The sequence below is a fragment of the Usitatibacter palustris genome, from assembly GCF_013003985.1.
GTDB lineage: Bacteria > Pseudomonadota > Gammaproteobacteria > Burkholderiales > Usitatibacteraceae > Usitatibacter > Usitatibacter palustris.
Window position 1 is genome coordinate 1,575,259 of record NZ_CP053073.1, and the last position, 15,933, is coordinate 1,591,191.

Here is a 15,933-nt window from a genome sequence, read left to right on the forward strand (position 1 = left end):
GGCGCTACTCCAGGACGACCGCGGTTCCGTACGCGAGGATCTCGGCGGCACCGAGCGTGACCGACGTGGTGGCAAAGCGCACGTTGATCACCGCGTTCGCGCCGATCGACTTCGCCTGCGCGACCATGCGCTCGGTCGCTTCCTCGCGCGCTTCCTGCATGAGTTCGGTGTAGCCCTTCAGCTCGCCGCCCACGATGTTCTTGAGGCCCGCCATCAGGTCGCGGCCCGCGTGCTTGGCGCGAACGGTGCTCCCCTGGACCATTCCCAGATGCGAGCTGACCCTGCGGCCGGGGATTATCTCGATGTTGGAAACCATCATGCCAGTCGATGCCATGTAACCCTCCCAGGGTCGTTTGTCGTGGCCGGACAGAGCGCCCGGCGTGGCAATTATGACCACACATCGGTGACGGCTGCGTTGTGGGAGGGTCCCCCGGCCCGTTCGTGAATATTCCCATCTGGATTGCGCAGTAAAGCGTCGCGAGCCGTTGGTGGCGCAAGCATCGTTGTCCGGCGCATAGGGAGGGGAGAGCGATGGCCGTTGATGCCCAGGCGGTATTTGAAGAAATGATGGCTGCGGGGGCGACCGCGTTTGGACAGGGCTGGAAGGCCGTCGAAACGTACGCGTCCGCCGAGTTCGAGAAGCTCGCCGATCATCTCGCTGACATCGCGGAGAACGTGGCGCTCTACGAGGAGAATCCCGAGGAAGGGTACTCACCGAAGACCGCCAGGAAACTCTTCAAGATTCAAAGGGACGCATGCGAGCGCGTCATCGTGGCTGTTACGCAGCTCCCACCCGCGGCGGTGCAGATAGCGATGAACGCCATCATGGAGGTGTTGAAGGACACCTTCGGAGCGGCGATCGCTGAAATCGCATGAGAAAGGGCCGCAACCTGGGGGATGCGGCCCTTTTTGCTACCTACTGCAAAAACTCAGCCTTCGAAGCGCGTGTGCAGACGATCCCACGCGTCGCGCGAAGCAACCCGCGCGCGATCCCACGGCAGGGTCGAGGTGCCGCGCACACGATCCCAATCGCGGCTCAGTTCGGGTTCCACTTCGTCGAAAGTACGCCCGTCGTAAGTCACGAACGTGTCGGCGCCATAGCGATATGCCGGCGCGTAGTCGTCGTACCGCGCGCCCGTGGCGTAGGGACGATTCGGAAATTCCGTGCGCCAATAGGCTTCTTCCACGGTCGGGTCGACCATTTCGGCAACCCCTTTGCCTGCGAGGCCGCCAACCACGGCACCGACTGCGGCGCCGATGACCGTACCTACGGGCCCAACAACCGTTCCTGCGGCTGCGCCTGCGGCCGCGCCGCCTGCAGCTGCGCCGATGCCCACACCGATCGGGTGCGCGCCGGGTGCATCAGTGATCGGATCGCGGTTCGCGTCCGGAGTGTCATCGAGTTTGTCGTCGAGAGAGGCCATTTGTAGTTTCTCCTGGAGATGTGAAGCCGGTAAGCGACATGCATCCGGTACACGATCATCGACGCGCCGAACCTCGCCAGAAATAGGCGCACGCGATTCCGCCGAGTAGGACGTGCCCGACAAGCAACGCCTGCGTGAATATTGCCCACCGGAATGCGCAGTACAGCCACGCGGGCAGGGTCGTGGGAGGAGTCAACTGTTCGCCATGACCGAAAGCGAGGAAGCCATGAAAATAGCGAGCCTGGTATTCGTATCGATCCTGTTCCTGGGCGGCTGCAGCAGCATGCGGCTGGTCAGCAACGACGACGAAGTCATCGACAACGGGACGACGGAGTTCGCAGAGACGTTCAATCCCGTCGAGGCGGCAATGCCGGTGACCACGACAATCGTGGTGGCAGCGGCAATGACGATGGCCTACGACCTCCGCACGTACTACTCGTGCCAGGCGAAGGATGGCTCGACACGTTTCTGCGTGGCGGTGACCCGCGTATCACCGCCCGTGTGCGACGACATCGGTGACATGACCATTCGCGAGTGGCGCCCGGATGCCTGCGATCTGTGCCCCGAGACGAAGGGCATGACGCGCATGGCGACGAGCGCCCGGACCGAGACCGACTGCCCGCGCCCGACGCTATGAACGCGTCCAGCGCCTGATGCACAGCGCGATCGGAACGCCCACGAAGAGGGCGTGCGACGCGAAGCCTTCCACGAGGCGCATTGCGGTGTGGGGTGGGTTCTTGAACGGCACCGCGGAGAGCGGCCAGACCGCGAAATTCATGAAGACGTAGATCGCGATGCCGAAGAGGCAGCCCCACGCGACCGCTTGCGACCTGAGGAACGGGGATATGCGGCTCGCGGCGTAGTAGAGCGCCGCGGCGACGATGAGGATCGCGTAGTGCGAGGCGAGCCCGATCGATCCCGACGTCCAGCCGCCCTGGAAGGATTCCTTCCCGAGCCACCCCGAAGCGACGAACTGCAACACCCACAGCGGGCTGCGTCCATAGGAGCCGTTGCTCACGAACGCGTAGATGATGTCGATGGTCGCCGCGATGAAGCCGCCCAACACGATGGCGAGCACCGGGCGATGCGATTGCATTGAATTCATGGCCATTCCCCCTGGGGAAACAGCCTAGCGAATCGGCCGCTCGCCGATCGTTACGACTTCTTCGGGGGCGTGAAGCCTTCCAGGACACACTTGCCCGGCTGGGGCGCCTTCACCTTGAACCCGCTGAACGCGCCAATATCTACCTCCGTCTTGCAGATCTCGTGCTTGTTGTCGGCCAGCACCCTGCAATCGGCCGTGGTCGTCATCTGCGCGTAGACCCCCATGCGCGAGCGCTTCGCCTCGTCGATGGTCCAGGTCCTCGTCTCGCCGGCCTTCAAGCACTCCCTTCCTTGCCCCATATACCGGCGCATGCCGCCTTTGACCACGCCGCCTTCCCCGGTCATTTTTTCGTACACCATGACCGCCATCGGGCTCTTGGTCTCGTTGACGGTCACGAACGGGACGGGAGTGGCCATGGGGTTAAAGGGATTTTGCGCGACGGCCTGGATCGCAAGAACGCCGAACGCCAGGGCGCCTGCGACTTTGATGATCTTCTTCATGAGTTCTTTCAGCGGCGGGTTGAGGCGCCATTGTGCGCCTCGGCGAGAACAAACCGTTACGAAGTTGCGGGCCGCGCCGTAGATGATTTGCGCATGAGACTGCTTGCCCCCATTGCCCTGATCGCTTTCGGCATGCCTGTCCACGCGCAGGACGCCGAAGCACTCGCCGAGAAGATGCTCACCGCGCTGGGCGGCCGCGCCGCCTGGGCCGCCACGACGAACACCGTGAACGACTCGCAGCAGAACTGGGACGGCGACCCCTCGGTCCTTCGCGCCGTCATCACGATGGACTTCGAGCGCCCGCGCTTTCGCATCGAGTCGCGTGGCGAGGGGCTGCACGTGATCCGCGTGATCGACGGCGACAAGAGCTGGCGCATGACGCGCGACGGCAAGATCTCGGCCGTGCCGCCGGAGCTCTTCGCCGATGAGCTCAAGTGGTACCGCGGCCACGTCTACCGGACGCTGCATCGCATCGCCAAGCGCGACCCCGTGATCAAGCTCGCGGTCGGCAAGGAAGGGCGCCTCGAAGTGTTCGAGGGCGAGACGCGCATCGCGTGGTACCTCCTCGATCGCGCGAACCAGCCGTACCGCTACGGCGCGAACGAAGACGATGCGGGCTCGCTCTTCGGACCGTGGGATGCGGAAAAGTCAGGCATCCGGCACCCCGTGTATGTCACGCGAACAGACGGGAAGTGGCGGGCGATGTTGAAGCGTCTTGAGGTGAATGTGAGTCTGGATGAGGCGCTGTTCGCGCGGCCCTAACTGTCATCCTGAGGAGCGAAGCGATTGTCATCCTGAGGGCCAAAGGCCCGAAGGACCTGCTTTAGGGTTTTAACCGTTAACCCCCTACAGCAGGTCCTTCGTCGCTTCGCTCCTCAGGATGACATTGCTTAGTAAATGACATTGCCTAGTACCGGAACGTGTAGTTCTCCCACCAGCACTTCTGCGCGTTGGCCTTCAGCGTCACCTTCGAGTAGCGGATCTGGAGCGAATCGCTGGTGGCCACGTCCGAGCGCGTATCGCACAGGACGTGCCGGTTGTTGGGCAGCGAGGCGCAGTTCTCCGTGCTGGTCATCTCCGCGCGGACCTCGTGCTTGGTGCGCGACAAAAGGCTTCCCTTGAGGTGCACAAAGCCCCACGGTGCCACGCAGGCGGTTGCGTGTTGAGAGGCGAGGGGGCTCCCCCGATAGACCGTCACCCACGCGAAGTTGGGCGTGTCGTTGACCATGAGGAATTCATCGTTCGCGTTAACGGGCAGCCGTGGCACGGGCCGGTCCCGCGGCGGCGTGTAGATGTCGGCCTTGGGCGGAGGCGCCACGGGCGTGCCCGACGACGGAATGACGGTCGCGCTCACGGTCGAACACCACAAATTGCCCTGGTTGTCGGACCAGCCCGTGCCCTTGTAGACGCACAGGTTGCCGCCATTCTCCAGCACCGCGAAGTACTTTCCGCCGGGTGCCACCTTGTGGGTGCACCAGTTGAGGCTGATGTATTGCGTGGACGTGCCGCGATAGGTGCAGAAGTTGCCGTCGGCCTGCATCACCGTGACGTATGGCGGCGGCGCGTTGGGCGTGACCTGCTGGTGGCACCACACCGCGCCCTTTGAATCCGACGGGCCCGAGCCGCGATAGACGCACAGGTTGCCGTCGGCTTGCTGGATTGCGTAGAAGCCCTTGTTGTTGGAGAGCAGGTACTGGCCCACCGCCATGTGGTCGCCGGTCGTCATCATTTCCCGCGGCCACACGGGCGCGGCGGCCACGGGCGGCGCCTTGACGATGTCGATCGTGACGTTCTTGTCCATCGTGAAGGTGCAGGTCGTGGCCGTGCCCGGGCACAGGCTGCCCCATCCGCGGAAACCGCTGCTGCCCGCGATCGACGCCGTCAGGACGGTGCCCGCGTCGATGTCATTCTTGCAACGGTCGTCTGCGGGTGGGCCGCCACACTTCACGACCACGGAGCCCGCGGTCTCGCGGCCGGGGTAGACGCGGATCGTGCCGACCCCGGGCCGCACCGCCTCGAGCGTGAACCGGACTTTCGGGGCGCCGACCGCGCCCACGGTGATGTTCTGGTTCATCGTCACCGTGCAGTACTCGCCGGTGGTGCCGGCGCAGGCGCCGGTCCAGGACTTGAAGTCGAAGTCTTTGCTCCCAGCCACGGCCCGCAGCTTGAGCACGGTACCGGCGGGGAAGGACGCGCTGCACGTTGACTTGGAGTTCGCCTTGCCGCAGCTGACGCCGGCGGATGCATCGCCGGCGGCGTAGGCGGCCTGGACGATGGCCATGTCCGGCAAGGGCGACACCGTCAACGTGTATTGCGGGCCTTTCGGCGTCGGCGCAATCGGCTGGCCCTTTTGCGTTGCGGTGGACGACGCCGGTTGCTTCGGCGTGGGTGCGGTGGCCGGCTGCGGCGCCTGGGCGGCGGCGAGCGTGGAAAGAAGCGCGAACAGCGGCGCCGATGCGAGTCGGATTGTCTTCATGGAGGCTCTCCCTGGGCTGCCCCGGTTTTATGGGCGCTACCGTGACACGAAGAACCCGGTGAAGGCTATGGGGCGAAAGTCGCAGTTGCTAACTGATCCGTTGGATCACTCATCTGATCCTCCGTCTCAAGTAGGTGATCCCCTGGATCAGGCGAATGCAAAGTCGCTTTTCGTATCCACGTCACTCCTTGGCGAGGAGCGATCCACGCCTCGCGCTATCATTCCTCCATGAAAACCCGCGCCGCAGTCGCCACCAAAGCCGGAGCTCCCCTCAGCATCGAAACCGTGGATCTCGACGGCCCGCGCGCCGGCGAGGTGCTGGTCGAGCTGAAGGCCACCGGGATCTGCCACACGGATGAATTCACGCGCTCGGGTGCGGACCCCGAGGGTATCTTCCCCGCGATCCTCGGCCATGAAGGCGCGGGCATCGTGGTCGACGTCGGCTCCGGCGTGACCACGCTCAAGAAGGGCGATCACGTCATTCCCCTCTACACGCCCGAGTGCCGGCAGTGCAAATCGTGCCTGTCGCGCAAGACCAATCTCTGCACCGCGATCCGCGCGACGCAAGGCAAGGGCCTGATGCCCGATGGATCGTCGCGCTTCAAGCTGAACGGCGAGCCCGTCTACCACTACATGGGCTGCTCGACGTTCTCGAACTTCACGGTGCTCCCGGAGATCGCGCTCGCGAAGATCCGCGAGGACGCGCCCTTCGACAAGGTCTGCTACATCGGCTGTGGTGTGACCACCGGCATAGGCGCGGTGATCAACACGGCGAAGGTGGAGGCGGGCGCGAACGTCGTCGTATTCGGTCTCGGTGGGATTGGTTTGAATGTCATCCAGGGCGCGCGGCTCGTAGGCGCGAACAAGATCATCGGCGTGGATATCAATCCGTCGCGCAAGGAAATGGCCGAGAAGTTCGGCATGACGCACTTCGTGAATCCCAAGGAAGTCGGCGGCGATCTCGTCGCGCGCCTCGTCGCACTCACCGATGGCGGCGCCGACTACAGCTTCGAGTGCGTCGGCAGCGTGGAGCTCATGCGCCAGGCGCTCGAGTGCTGCCATCGCGGCTGGGGTGTCTCGGTGATCATCGGTGTCGCGGGCTCGGGGCAGGAGATCAAGACGCGCCCCTTCCAGCTCGTGACCGGCCGCATCTGGAAAGGCACCGCGTTCGGCGGCGCGCGCGGCCGCACCGATGTCCCGAAGATCGTCGACTGGTACATGGAGGGCAAGATCGAGATCGACCCGCTCATCACGCACGTCATGCCACTCGACGACATCAACAAGGGCTTCGACCTCATGCACGAGGGCAAGTCCATCCGCGCCGTCGTCACGTACTGATGCTGCCGATCGAAACAATCGCCGAACGACCCTGCTTCGGCGGGGTGCAGGGCACCTATCGCGTTGCTTCGCAGGCGTGCGCGACGCCGATGCGCTTCTCCGTCTTCCGTCCACCGCAGGCCGAGGTGCGCCGCGTGCCCGTGGTGTATTGCCTCGCGGGGCTCGAATGCAACGAAGAGACGTTCATGATCAAGGCGGGTGCGCAGCGCTATGCGGCGGAGTTCGGCCTGATGCTCGTCTCGCCCGACACGAGCCCGCGCGAAGTGCGCATTCCGGGCGACGACGAGAGCTGGGACTTCGGTCTCGGTGCCGGCTTCTACGTCGATGCGGTCCAGGCGCCGTGGAGCGCGCACTACCGCATGCAATCGTTCGTCGCCGACGAGTTGCCGCGTGTCGTTGCCGCGAATTTCCCCGGCAACGTCGATCGCCAGTCCATCCTCGGCCATTCGATGGGCGGTCACGGCGCGCTCGTCTGCGCGCTGCGCTACCCCGAGCGTTACCGCGCGGTCTCGGCGTTTGCGCCGATCGTTGCACCGTCACAGGTGCCGTGGGGCGAGAAGGCGTTCGCGAAGTTCTTCGGTGACGACAAGCGCGTGTGGGCGGCCAACGATGCCACCGCGCTCGCGGCGACGTCGGTTTTCTCCGGCGAGATCCTCATCGACCAGGGCCTCGACGACAAATTCCTCCGCACACAACTCCTGCCGTACAAGTTCGTCGTCGCCTGCGAGGGCACGCGGATCGCGCCGCGCCTCCGGGAGCACGCGGGCTACGACCACAGCTACTGGTTCATCCAGACCTTCATCGCCGATCACCTGCGCTGCCACGCGGATCGGCTTTACCGCGACTGAGCTCCGCGTCGATCGCGTCGTAGAGGCTCTGCAGGTCGTAGTTCACGTCGAAGCGCGTCCCGTTCACGTAGAGGCCCGGCGTGGAGCGCACGCCGCTCTGGCGTCCGTCCTTCGCCTGCGCCTCGATCTTCGCGACGTGAACGTGGCTTTCCATCTCCTCGCCGAAGCGGTCCATGTCGAGGCGAAGCTCGCGTGCGTAGCTCTCGAGATCGGGCAAAGCGAGGCGATCCTGCCGCCGGTACATGAGGTCATGCATCTTCCAGAAGGCGCCCTGGCTCGCGGCGGCTTCCGATGCCTCGGCGGCCTGCAACGCGTGCTTGTGGAAGTCGTGCAGGAAATGCCGGAAGACGAAGCGGAGCTTGCCCGCGTAGCGCGCGATCATCGCGTGGATGCCCGGCGCGGCTTGCGCGCAGTACGGGCACTCGAAGTCCCCGTACTCGACCACGGTGACAGGCGCGTCGGCCGGACCCATCGCGTGGTCGGCGGCGGTGACGGGTGTCAGGAGGGCGAACGTTCGTTTGGCCATCCCGCATTGTAGGACGGCGTTCCCATTCTTCCGGTGCCAGACTATTCTGGCGTCGTGCCGAACCCCGATCTCCCCACCCGCATCGCCGCAGGCCGCACTGATCTCGTCTGCGACCACCTGGCGTCGGGCGGGCTCGTTGGCGCGGAGGTTTCGGGCGCTCCGCTTCTCGAGTGGTGCGCCTACTACGGTGACGTGAGCTCGCTGCGGATGCTCCTCGAGAAGGGCGCATCGCTGTCGACGCTCGGCCACGACCTCGGCCTCAACGCGGCCGCTTTCCACGGCCACTGGCGCCTGGCGCAGTTTCTCCTCGAGCGGGGCGCGCAGGCGAATAGCGCGAGGCCCGAGACGGGAGAGACGCCGCTGCACTCGGCGATGTGCTCGGACGACCGCACGACCTATGACGCCGTCGTGAAGGTCCTGCTCGCGGCCGGCGCGAATCCGGACGCCGCGACGCGACCCGGCGCGCCGACCGGATGCTTCATGCGCGATGCGCGTACGCGCGGTGAGACGCCGCTGCATCGCGCTGCGGCCTTCGGAACGGAAAACACGATCCAGATGCTGCTCGACGTGGGCGCCACCGTTGATGCGCGCGACGTGAACGGGGAGTCGCCGCTCTCGTGGGCGAGCTGGTATCGACGGCCGGTGGGAGTGCTGCGGCTCCTGTGCTTTGGCGAGCATCGCGTCCACCCGGACTACGCCGGGATGCGCGCGAACCTGGTCGGGGACCCGAGCCCCTAGCTCCTGCGCACGAGCATTCGCTCGAGCGCTTCGAAAACCACGTGGACGATCAGGGCGAGTGCCGCCGCGGGAATCGCGCCGGCGAGCAGCGCCGTGTGGTCGTTGAGTGCGAGTCCTTGCGCGATCCGTTCGCCGAAGCCGCCGGCGCCCACGAACGCCGCGATGGTCGCCGTTCCGACATTGATCACGGCCGCGGTCTTCACGCCGGCAAGGATGGTGGGTGCGGCCAGTGGCAGTTCGATCCTGGTGAGGACGGTTGCGGGCTCGAGGCCGAGCGCGCGCGCCGCGTCGCGCATGCCCCGCGAAACGCCGAGCAGTCCCGCGTGCGTGTTGCGGACGATCGGCAACAGCGCGTAGAGAAACAGCGCGATCAGCGCGGGCACGGCGCCGATCGTTCCCGTGAGCGGAATGAGGATCGCGAGGAGGGCGAGCGAGGGAATCGTCTGCGCGAGGCCGATGAGGGCGAGCACGGGTTGCGCGATCCAGCGCACGCGCGCGGCGAGGATGCCCAGCGGAATGCCGACGATCACTGCGGCGATGAGCGAGCCGAAGACGAGGCCGATGTGCTCGAGCGCGAGGCGGCCGAAGTCCGGGGCGAAGAGCGCTTCGCGCAGGCCGCGGCCACTTGCTGAACGACGCGCATCGAGGAATTCCGTGGCGACGGCGGCGAACGCGACGCGATCGAGTTCCGCGCGGGCATTGAGCGCGCGCATCGTTGGCTCGTCGATCCGGCTCGCGAGCTTCGCGAACGCGGCGAAAGCGACAGGATGGCGAGTGGGCGCATCCACCCGGTGGAGGATCAGCGCGTCGTAGCGCGGGAAGTACTTGCGGTCGTCGAGGAGAACGCGAACGCCCTGGCGCGCGATCTTCGCGTCGGTCGTGTAGAGGTCGATCACGTCGACCTGGCTCGCGGCGAGCGCTTCGTAGGCGAGGCCGTGGTCGAGGCCGCGCGGCGATTCGTGCGGAAGTCCGTAGGCAGTCTTCAGCCCGGGCCAGCCATCGCGGCGGCCGAGGAATTCGTGCGACAGCCCCAGCGCGAGTTTCGGATGCGGTGCAAGGTCCGAGATCTTCGTGATGCCTTTCGATTTCGCCGCTTCCTCGCGCATTCCCAGCGCGTAGCTGTTCGAGAACCCCAGCGGGACGCTCGCCTCGAGTCCCATCTGGGCCAAGCGCGCGTTGATCCTCGTGAGGTCGGGCGAGCCGTCGAGCTTCAGGATCTCGGAGGCGATCGTGCCGCTGTACTCGGGATACGCATCGATCGCGCCCGAGCGCAGCGCCTCGAAGAGGATCGCGGTGTTGCCCATGCCCAGTCGGTGCTCGGCCTTCGCGCCGTCGCGCTGCGCCGCCTGCGTGAGCAGCTCGCCCAGGACGTAGGACTCGGTGAATCGCTTGGAGCCGATGCGCAGCGGCTCGTCCGCGGCCGGCGCGGAGGCCGGGGCGAGGAGCGTGACTACTGCGAGCAGCGCGCGGAGGACCATCGCGGGCATTGTCCCACGCACCCGGCTATCATTCGCCCATGACAAATTCGAACACCGCCACGCACCGCGTGGTTGAAATCACGACGCCCGGCAAGCCCGAAGTCCTGCAGGTCCGCACGCGCGACATCCCGCAGCCCGCGAAGGGCGATGTCCTCATCAAGGTCGCGGCCGCCGGCGTGAACCGCCCCGACGTCCTGCAGCGCATCGGCCGCTACCCTGTTCCGCCGGGCGCATCCGATCTTCCGGGCCTGGAAGTCGCCGGCACCGTCGAAAAGGTGGGCGAGGGTGTCACCGAGTGGAAAGTCGGCGATCGCGTCTGCGCGCTGACACCGGGCGGTGGCTACGCCGAGCATTGCATCGCGCCCGCTTCCAACTGCCTGCCGATTCCGAAGGGCTTCGATTTCGTCCAGGCCGCGTCGCTGCCCGAAACCTACTTCACCGTCTGGAGCAACGTGTTCGATCGCGGCGGCCTGAAGGCGGGCGAGTCGTTCCTCGTGCAGGGCGGCTCGAGCGGCATCGGTGTCGCGGCGATCCAGATCGTGAAGGCGATGGGCCATCGCGTCTTCGCCACCGCCGGATCGGAGGAGAAGTGCAAGGCGTGCGAAGCGCTCGGCGCCGAGCGCGCGATCAACTACAAGACCGAGGACTTCGTCGCGGTCGTGAAGGAAGCCACCGGCGGCAAGGGCGTGAACGTCGTGCTCGACATGGTCGCGGGCGAATACATCGCGCGCGAATGCTCCGCGCTCGCCGACGATGGCCGCATCGTGCTCATCGCAACGCTTGGCGGCTCGAAGGCCACGGTCGACATGATGGAGGTGATGCGCCGGCGCCTCTCGATCACGGGCTCGACGCTGCGGCCGCGCTCGGTGGAGTTCAAGGCCGCGATCGCGAAGTCGCTGCGTGAACGCGTCTGGCCGCTCTTGGAGGCCGGAACGATCAAGCCGGTGATCCACGCGCGCTTCCCGCTCGCCGATGCGGCGAAGGCTCACGCCATGATGGAAGGCGGCGAGCACATCGGGAAGATCGTCCTCGAGGTCTGAGCGTTGCGCTGAGGTTTGAGCGTTGCGCTGAGGAGCGCTCCCCACTGTCATCCTGAGGAGCGCAGCGACGAAGGACCTGCTTTGGGGGGTTAACGGCCCCGCAGGGGAGGCACTACTGAATTCGCCTATGACGCCGCGCATCATAGCCAGTCACATTTCTCCGAGCATCGAATGTGACAAGGCATGGCGCCACGCGTCATAGGCTGTTCGCCGCGGTAAGCGCCCTGGTACCGAGCTAGGGGAGCGGCTGGAATTGCGCCGGGTCGTAGAAGAACTTCTCTTCGGCCACGGACTCGCCGTCCCACCGCTGATACGCCAGTTCCTCGATGCGTGTGCGCTTCCCGTCGAGCGTTTCGAATTCGAAGATCCAGCGAATCACCACGAGGTCGCCGTTTACAAAGACGGGGCGGACGCACGTGGATTTCACGGACTTCATGCGCGCCATCACCTTCGCCTCATTCGTGACCAGGACATCACGACCCTTGCGCGGCGGCTGGTTGTTTTCCTGCATCGACGCATCGGGCGCGTAGAAAGCCTCGATGGCCTCGACGTGCTCGTTGCGTTCAACTTGGGCGATGAATCGTTCGAGGGTGGCTGCGGACGGCATTAGGCGAATGCAAAGGGCGATTCGACGAACGCCGCGAACGCGCCCTTCGCAACGAGCGGCGTGACGGCGGTGATGTCGGTCGCGAGGAAACGATCTCCATCGAGGTGCGGGGCGACGCTGCGAACGAGCGCATGCGCAGCTTCAAGCGGCGCGGAAGTCTTCAGGGGCCGATGGAAATCGATGCCCTGCGCCGCGGCCAGCAACTCGATCGCCACGATGCACGCGGTGTTCTCCGCCATGTCGCCCAGGCGGCGCGCGGCGAAGGTGGCCATCGAGACGTGGTCCTCCTGGTTGGCGGAGGTCGGGAGCGAATCGACGCTCGCCGGGTGTGCCAGCGACTTGTTCTCGGAGGCGAGCGCCGCGGCGGTGACGTGCGCGATCATGAAGCCGGAGTTCACGCCGGAAGCCGAAGTCAGGAACGGCGGCAGGCCGCTGATCGACGAATCGATGAGCAGCGCGATGCGCCGTTCGGCGAGCGCGCCAATTTCCGCGATTGCCAACGCCAGATGATCCGCGGCGAACGCAACGGGCTCGGCGTGGAAGTTGCCGCCTGAAAGCGATTCACCGGTGTCGGGGAAAACGAGCGGATTGTCGGTGACGCCATTTGCTTCGATGAGCAGCGTCGCCGCGGCCGTGCGAATCACATCGAGGCACGCGCCCATCACCTGCGGCTGGCAGCGAAGGCTGTAGGGATCCTGCACGCGATCGTCGCCGACAAGGTGTGACGCGCGAATGGCACTCGCGGCGAGCAGCGTCCGGTAGCACGCGGCCACCGCGATCTGCCCGGGCTGGCCGCGCAACTCATGGATGCGCGCGTCGAACGGCGTATCGCTGCCCTTCGCGGCATCGACGCTCATCGCACCCGCGACGAGTGCCGCCGCGAAGACGTTGCCCGCCGAGAAGAGGCCCGAGAGCGCGAGCGCGGTGGAAACCTGCGTGCCGTTGAGGAGTGCGAGGCCCTCCTTCGGACCGAGCTTGAGCGGCTGCAATCCGGCGATACGCAGTCCTTCAGTTGCGGAGAGCACCTTGCCGCCGTGGCGCACTTCGCCAAGACCCAGCAGCACGGCCGACATATGAGCGAGAGGTGCGAGGTCGCCGGAAGCGCCGACCGAACCCTTCGACGGAATGCACGGAAGCACTTCGGCGTTCAGCAGCGCGAGGAGCGCATCGAGCACTTCGGGACGCACGCCGGAAAATCCGCGCGCGAGGCTTGCAATCTTGAGGAGCAGCGTGAGGCGTACGACATCATCGGCGAGCAGCGGACCCACGCCGACGCTGTGCGAAAGAACGAGGTTGCGCTGCAGTAGCTCGAGCTGGTCGTCGGGGATGTGCGTTTGCGCGAGCTTGCCGAAGCCGGTGTTGATGCCGTAGACCGGTTGGCCCGCGCGCACCATCGCATCGACCGCCTTCGCGCCGGCGGCGAGCGCACGGCGATCGGCATCCGCGAGCGTGACGCGCGCGGGAGCACGAAGATATTGGGAAAGCTGCCCGAGGGAGAGCTTGCCGGGCTGGAGCTGCATGAGTCGCGCCTTACTTGAGGCGGCCCTCGATCATCCGCCCCACGCTCTGGGTCTTGGCTTCGATCGCCTTCGCGTCACCCGTGGCGCCAGCCATCGCGATGCGGCCGATCGTCTTCGCCTTGTAGAACCACAGTTCGCGGCGGGCCGGCAGCCAGAAGCCGATGTCGCCCACGCCCGCGACGGGCACGACCGTGGTGCGGTAGATCTTCTGCAGGCTCTCGGCCTCGCTGTCGAGCTCGGACTTGCCGTACTTCGCGCGCCGGACCTCGAGGACCATCAGCGACTTCTGTCCCTTGCCGGTGAAGAGGCATTCGCGGCCCTTCGCTGTCGTGTTCTTGGTCGTCTTGATGCTCTGCGCATCGACGCCGACGAAGCTCGCGACTTCTTCGGAAGTGAGGAGCGTGCAGGGATCGACGAGTTCGTCGGCCTGGGCCCACGCGAAGGCCGGGGCAACGATCAATGCAGCAAGGATGACTCTCATGACAACTCCCAGGAGTTTGTGCGGTCAGCGCATGGCCAGGACAAATGCGACGACCAGGACGTTCAGTGCGATGGCGATCCAGATCGGGGCGTTGGACGCCGATTCCGGTGGCCTTTGGACTCCATTGGACACAATGCCGGCTCGCGCGGCAAGCCTAGACGAAAATGTCGCGAAGAAGTCGTCGCTGATCTTGCCGGCGGCGGCATCGACCAGCCGCTGGCCCACTTGCGCGATCTTGCCGCCGACCTGGGCTGTCGCCCGGTATTTGAGCAACGTTTCCTTCCCCTGGTCGACGAGTTCCACCTGCGCCGAGCCCTTGCCGAAGCCCGCGGGACCGCCCTGGCCCTCGAAGTGGATCGTGTAGCTCTGCGGCTTCACGATGTCGGTCACCTGGAGCTTTCCCCTGAACTTCGCCTTCACGGGACCGATCGCGGCCGTGAGCAGCACCGCATAGGCGTTTTCGCCCGTAGATTCAATCGACTCGCACCCGGGAATGGCGGCCTTCAACTCATCGGGATCGTTGAGGGCGGCCCAGGCAGTGTCGCGGTCTACGGGGAGGATGCGTTCGGAGGTGAGTTCCATGAACCCTTGTCATCCTGAGGGCCGCAGGCCCGAAGGACCTGCTTGAATTGTTTAACAGCTAAAACCCTAAAGCAGGTCCTTCGTCGCTGCGCTTTTCAGGATGACAATCTCGAGTGAGGAGACAGCGCCTTTCCCAGGGTGCGCAGCGACTCCAGATTGTGCACCGGCAGGAACGCATCCACATGCGGGCGCATCGCGACGATCCCCGAAGCGCGCGGCTCGAAGCCTTCGTACCGCAGCAACGGGTTCAACCACAGCAGGCGATGGCTCGAGCGATGCAGCCGCGCCATCTCCACTTCGAGCCCCGGTGCGTCGTCGCGATCGAGGCCGTCGGTGACGAGGAGGAGTGTCGCGTTCTGGCCGAGCAGGCGGCGCGACCACTGGAAGTTGAACTCATGCACGCAGCTCGCGATGCGCGTGCCGCCTGCCCAGTCGGGCACCGCTGCGCAAACTGCGTCTACCGCTTCATCCACATCACGATGGCGCAGTGCGCGCGTGACGTTGGTGAGGCGCGTGCCGAAGAGCAGCACGGAAACGCGCGCGCGATCGCGGACGAGCGCGTGGAGGAAGTGAAGGAACATGCGCGAGTAGCGGTGCATCGAGCCGGAGATGTCGCAGAGCACGACGATCGGTGGCGCGCGCAGCCGCGGTTCCCGCCGCACGATGCGCGCGATCTGCCCGCCGTCGCGCGCCAAGCGCCGCAGCGTCGCGGCGAGGTCGATCGCCGCACCGGTGGGCGCGCGCTTGAAGCGGCGCGTGCGCACGTCAGGTACCGGCAGCCGCATGCCAGCCACGATGCGCTTGGCTTCGCGCCACTCGTCGCCGGTCATCTTCTCGAAATCCAGGTGCTTGAGCCGCTCGGTGGCCGTGAACGTGAGCGACGCATCGACCTCGATCTGTTCCGGATTCTCAACGGCCGGCGTCGGTTGCGTGTTCGTGATGAACGCTTCAGCCACGCGCGGGCTCGCACGTGCACCCAGCCCCGCCATGCGTCCCGCAACCTTCGGCAGCATCGCCGCCATCATTCGCTGCTCGAGCGCCGGATCGCGCCAGAACACCGCGAACGCCTCGTCGAAAATGACCTGCTGTTCGTGGCGCGTGAGGAAGAGGGCGGAGAGCGTCGCGTGCCAGTCGCGCCTCGATTCAATGCCGGCGAGCGGAAGTGCCCGCACGGCATCCATCACGCGATCGGTGCCGATGGGGAGTCCGGCGCCGCGGAGAATGCGCGCGAAGTGAAGGACGTTTTCGGCAAGGACGGGCATGCACAAAA

At 65.7% G+C, this 15,933-nt stretch carries 19 protein-coding genes; 7 read left to right on the forward strand and 12 right to left on the reverse strand.

The features are described from left to right. Nucleotides 1-4: 4 nt before the first annotated feature. Nucleotides 5-334: a YbjQ family protein gene (locus DSM104440_RS07980; protein ID WP_246212120.1), complete on the reverse strand. Its 330-nt coding sequence runs from the start codon at nucleotides 332-334 to the stop codon at nucleotides 5-7. Between the two features lie 197 nt (nucleotides 335-531). Here DSM104440_RS07980 and DSM104440_RS07985 point away from each other — a divergent pair, with 197 nt between their 5' ends. After that, nucleotides 532-876 (forward strand): hypothetical protein, encoded by a 345-nt coding sequence (locus DSM104440_RS07985; protein ID WP_171161485.1) that lies wholly within the window; start codon nucleotides 532-534, stop codon nucleotides 874-876. Nucleotides 877-929: 53 nt separating this feature from the next. On the opposite strand, the gene DSM104440_RS07990 is transcribed toward DSM104440_RS07985, so the two are convergent. Further along, a complete protein-coding gene (locus DSM104440_RS07990; RefSeq protein WP_171161486.1) occupies nucleotides 930-1,424 on the reverse strand; it encodes a hypothetical protein in 495 nt (164 codons plus the stop codon). Between the two features lie 226 nt (nucleotides 1,425-1,650). Here DSM104440_RS07990 and DSM104440_RS07995 point away from each other — a divergent pair, with 226 nt between their 5' ends. Continuing rightward, on the forward strand, nucleotides 1,651-2,061 hold the full coding sequence (locus tag DSM104440_RS07995; RefSeq protein ID WP_171161487.1) for a hypothetical protein: 411 nt from the start codon (nucleotides 1,651-1,653) through the stop codon (nucleotides 2,059-2,061). Here the strand turns inward: DSM104440_RS07995 and DSM104440_RS08000 are convergent. Continuing rightward, nucleotides 2,056-2,529 (reverse strand): hypothetical protein, encoded by a 474-nt coding sequence (locus DSM104440_RS08000; RefSeq protein ID WP_171161488.1) that lies wholly within the window; start codon nucleotides 2,527-2,529, stop codon nucleotides 2,056-2,058. The two genes, DSM104440_RS07995 and DSM104440_RS08000, sit on opposite strands and share 6 nt — an antisense overlap. Nucleotides 2,530-2,579: 50 nt before the next feature. After that, nucleotides 2,580-3,029 carry a hypothetical protein gene (locus DSM104440_RS08005; RefSeq protein WP_171161489.1) on the reverse strand — a complete coding sequence of 150 codons (450 nt, stop codon included), beginning with the start codon at nucleotides 3,027-3,029 and terminating at the stop codon, nucleotides 2,580-2,582. Between the two features lie 93 nt (nucleotides 3,030-3,122). On the opposite strand from DSM104440_RS08005, the gene DSM104440_RS08010 reads away from it, so the two are divergent. Beyond that, nucleotides 3,123-3,791 carry a hypothetical protein gene (locus DSM104440_RS08010; RefSeq protein ID WP_171161490.1) on the forward strand — a complete coding sequence of 223 codons (669 nt, stop codon included), beginning with the start codon at nucleotides 3,123-3,125 and terminating at the stop codon, nucleotides 3,789-3,791. Nucleotides 3,792-3,936: 145 nt separating this feature from the next. On the opposite strand, the gene DSM104440_RS08015 is transcribed toward DSM104440_RS08010, so the two are convergent. Continuing rightward, nucleotides 3,937-5,505: an InlB B-repeat-containing protein gene (locus tag DSM104440_RS08015; protein ID WP_171161491.1), complete on the reverse strand. Its 1,569-nt coding sequence runs from the start codon at nucleotides 5,503-5,505 to the stop codon at nucleotides 3,937-3,939. A 228-nt stretch (nucleotides 5,506-5,733) separates the two neighbouring features. Between DSM104440_RS08015 and DSM104440_RS08020 the strand changes: the two genes are divergently transcribed. Next, nucleotides 5,734-6,843 (forward strand): S-(hydroxymethyl)glutathione dehydrogenase/class III alcohol dehydrogenase, encoded by a 1,110-nt coding sequence (locus DSM104440_RS08020; RefSeq protein WP_171161492.1) that lies wholly within the window; start codon nucleotides 5,734-5,736, stop codon nucleotides 6,841-6,843. Beyond that, on the forward strand, nucleotides 6,843-7,691 hold the full coding sequence (gene fghA, locus DSM104440_RS08025; RefSeq protein WP_281357043.1) for an S-formylglutathione hydrolase: 849 nt from the start codon (nucleotides 6,843-6,845) through the stop codon (nucleotides 7,689-7,691). Before DSM104440_RS08020 ends, fghA begins: the two co-directional genes overlap by 1 nt. On the opposite strand, the gene DSM104440_RS08030 is transcribed toward fghA, so the two are convergent. After that, on the reverse strand, nucleotides 7,642-8,217 hold the full coding sequence (locus tag DSM104440_RS08030) for a DsbA family protein (protein WP_171161493.1): 576 nt from the start codon (nucleotides 8,215-8,217) through the stop codon (nucleotides 7,642-7,644). The genes fghA and DSM104440_RS08030 overlap by 50 nt on opposite strands. 54 nt (nucleotides 8,218-8,271) lie before the next feature. Here DSM104440_RS08030 and DSM104440_RS08035 point away from each other — a divergent pair, with 54 nt between their 5' ends. Beyond that, the gene (locus tag DSM104440_RS08035; protein ID WP_171161494.1) at nucleotides 8,272-8,955 is read left to right on the forward strand and encodes an ankyrin repeat domain-containing protein; all 684 of its coding nucleotides are present in this window, start codon (nucleotides 8,272-8,274) and stop codon (nucleotides 8,953-8,955) included. Here DSM104440_RS08035 and DSM104440_RS08040 read toward each other — a convergent pair. Continuing rightward, the gene (locus DSM104440_RS08040; protein ID WP_171161495.1) at nucleotides 8,952-10,433 is read right to left on the reverse strand and encodes an ABC transporter permease/substrate-binding protein; all 1,482 of its coding nucleotides are present in this window, start codon (nucleotides 10,431-10,433) and stop codon (nucleotides 8,952-8,954) included. The two genes, DSM104440_RS08035 and DSM104440_RS08040, sit on opposite strands and share 4 nt — an antisense overlap. A 38-nt stretch (nucleotides 10,434-10,471) precedes the next feature. Here DSM104440_RS08040 and DSM104440_RS08045 point away from each other — a divergent pair, with 38 nt between their 5' ends. Next, nucleotides 10,472-11,473: an NAD(P)H-quinone oxidoreductase gene (locus DSM104440_RS08045; protein WP_171161496.1), complete on the forward strand. Its 1,002-nt coding sequence runs from the start codon at nucleotides 10,472-10,474 to the stop codon at nucleotides 11,471-11,473. Between the two features lie 235 nt (nucleotides 11,474-11,708). Here the strand turns inward: DSM104440_RS08045 and DSM104440_RS08050 are convergent, their stop codons facing one another. From DSM104440_RS08050 to DSM104440_RS08070, 5 genes are all read right to left on the reverse strand, one after another. After that, on the reverse strand, nucleotides 11,709-12,080 hold the full coding sequence (locus DSM104440_RS08050; protein WP_171161497.1) for a nuclear transport factor 2 family protein: 372 nt from the start codon (nucleotides 12,078-12,080) through the stop codon (nucleotides 11,709-11,711). Beyond that, nucleotides 12,080-13,600, reverse strand: a complete 1,521-nt coding sequence (gene hutH / locus DSM104440_RS08055) for a histidine ammonia-lyase (RefSeq protein WP_171161498.1) — start codon at nucleotides 13,598-13,600, stop codon at nucleotides 12,080-12,082. The genes DSM104440_RS08050 and hutH overlap by 1 nt, the downstream gene beginning before the upstream one ends. 10 nt (nucleotides 13,601-13,610) lie before the next feature. Continuing rightward, nucleotides 13,611-14,081, reverse strand: a complete 471-nt coding sequence (locus tag DSM104440_RS08060) for a DUF3558 domain-containing protein (RefSeq protein WP_171161499.1) — start codon at nucleotides 14,079-14,081, stop codon at nucleotides 13,611-13,613. Nucleotides 14,082-14,105: 24 nt separating this feature from the next. Then, complete coding sequence (locus DSM104440_RS08065; protein ID WP_171161500.1) at nucleotides 14,106-14,663, reverse strand: SRPBCC family protein; 558 nt, start codon at nucleotides 14,661-14,663, stop codon at nucleotides 14,106-14,108. Nucleotides 14,664-14,758: 95 nt separating this feature from the next. Next, entirely contained in the window at nucleotides 14,759-15,925 is a 1,167-nt protein-coding gene (locus tag DSM104440_RS08070) for a vWA domain-containing protein (protein WP_171161501.1), read from the reverse strand. Between the last annotated feature and the right edge of the window lie 8 nt (nucleotides 15,926-15,933).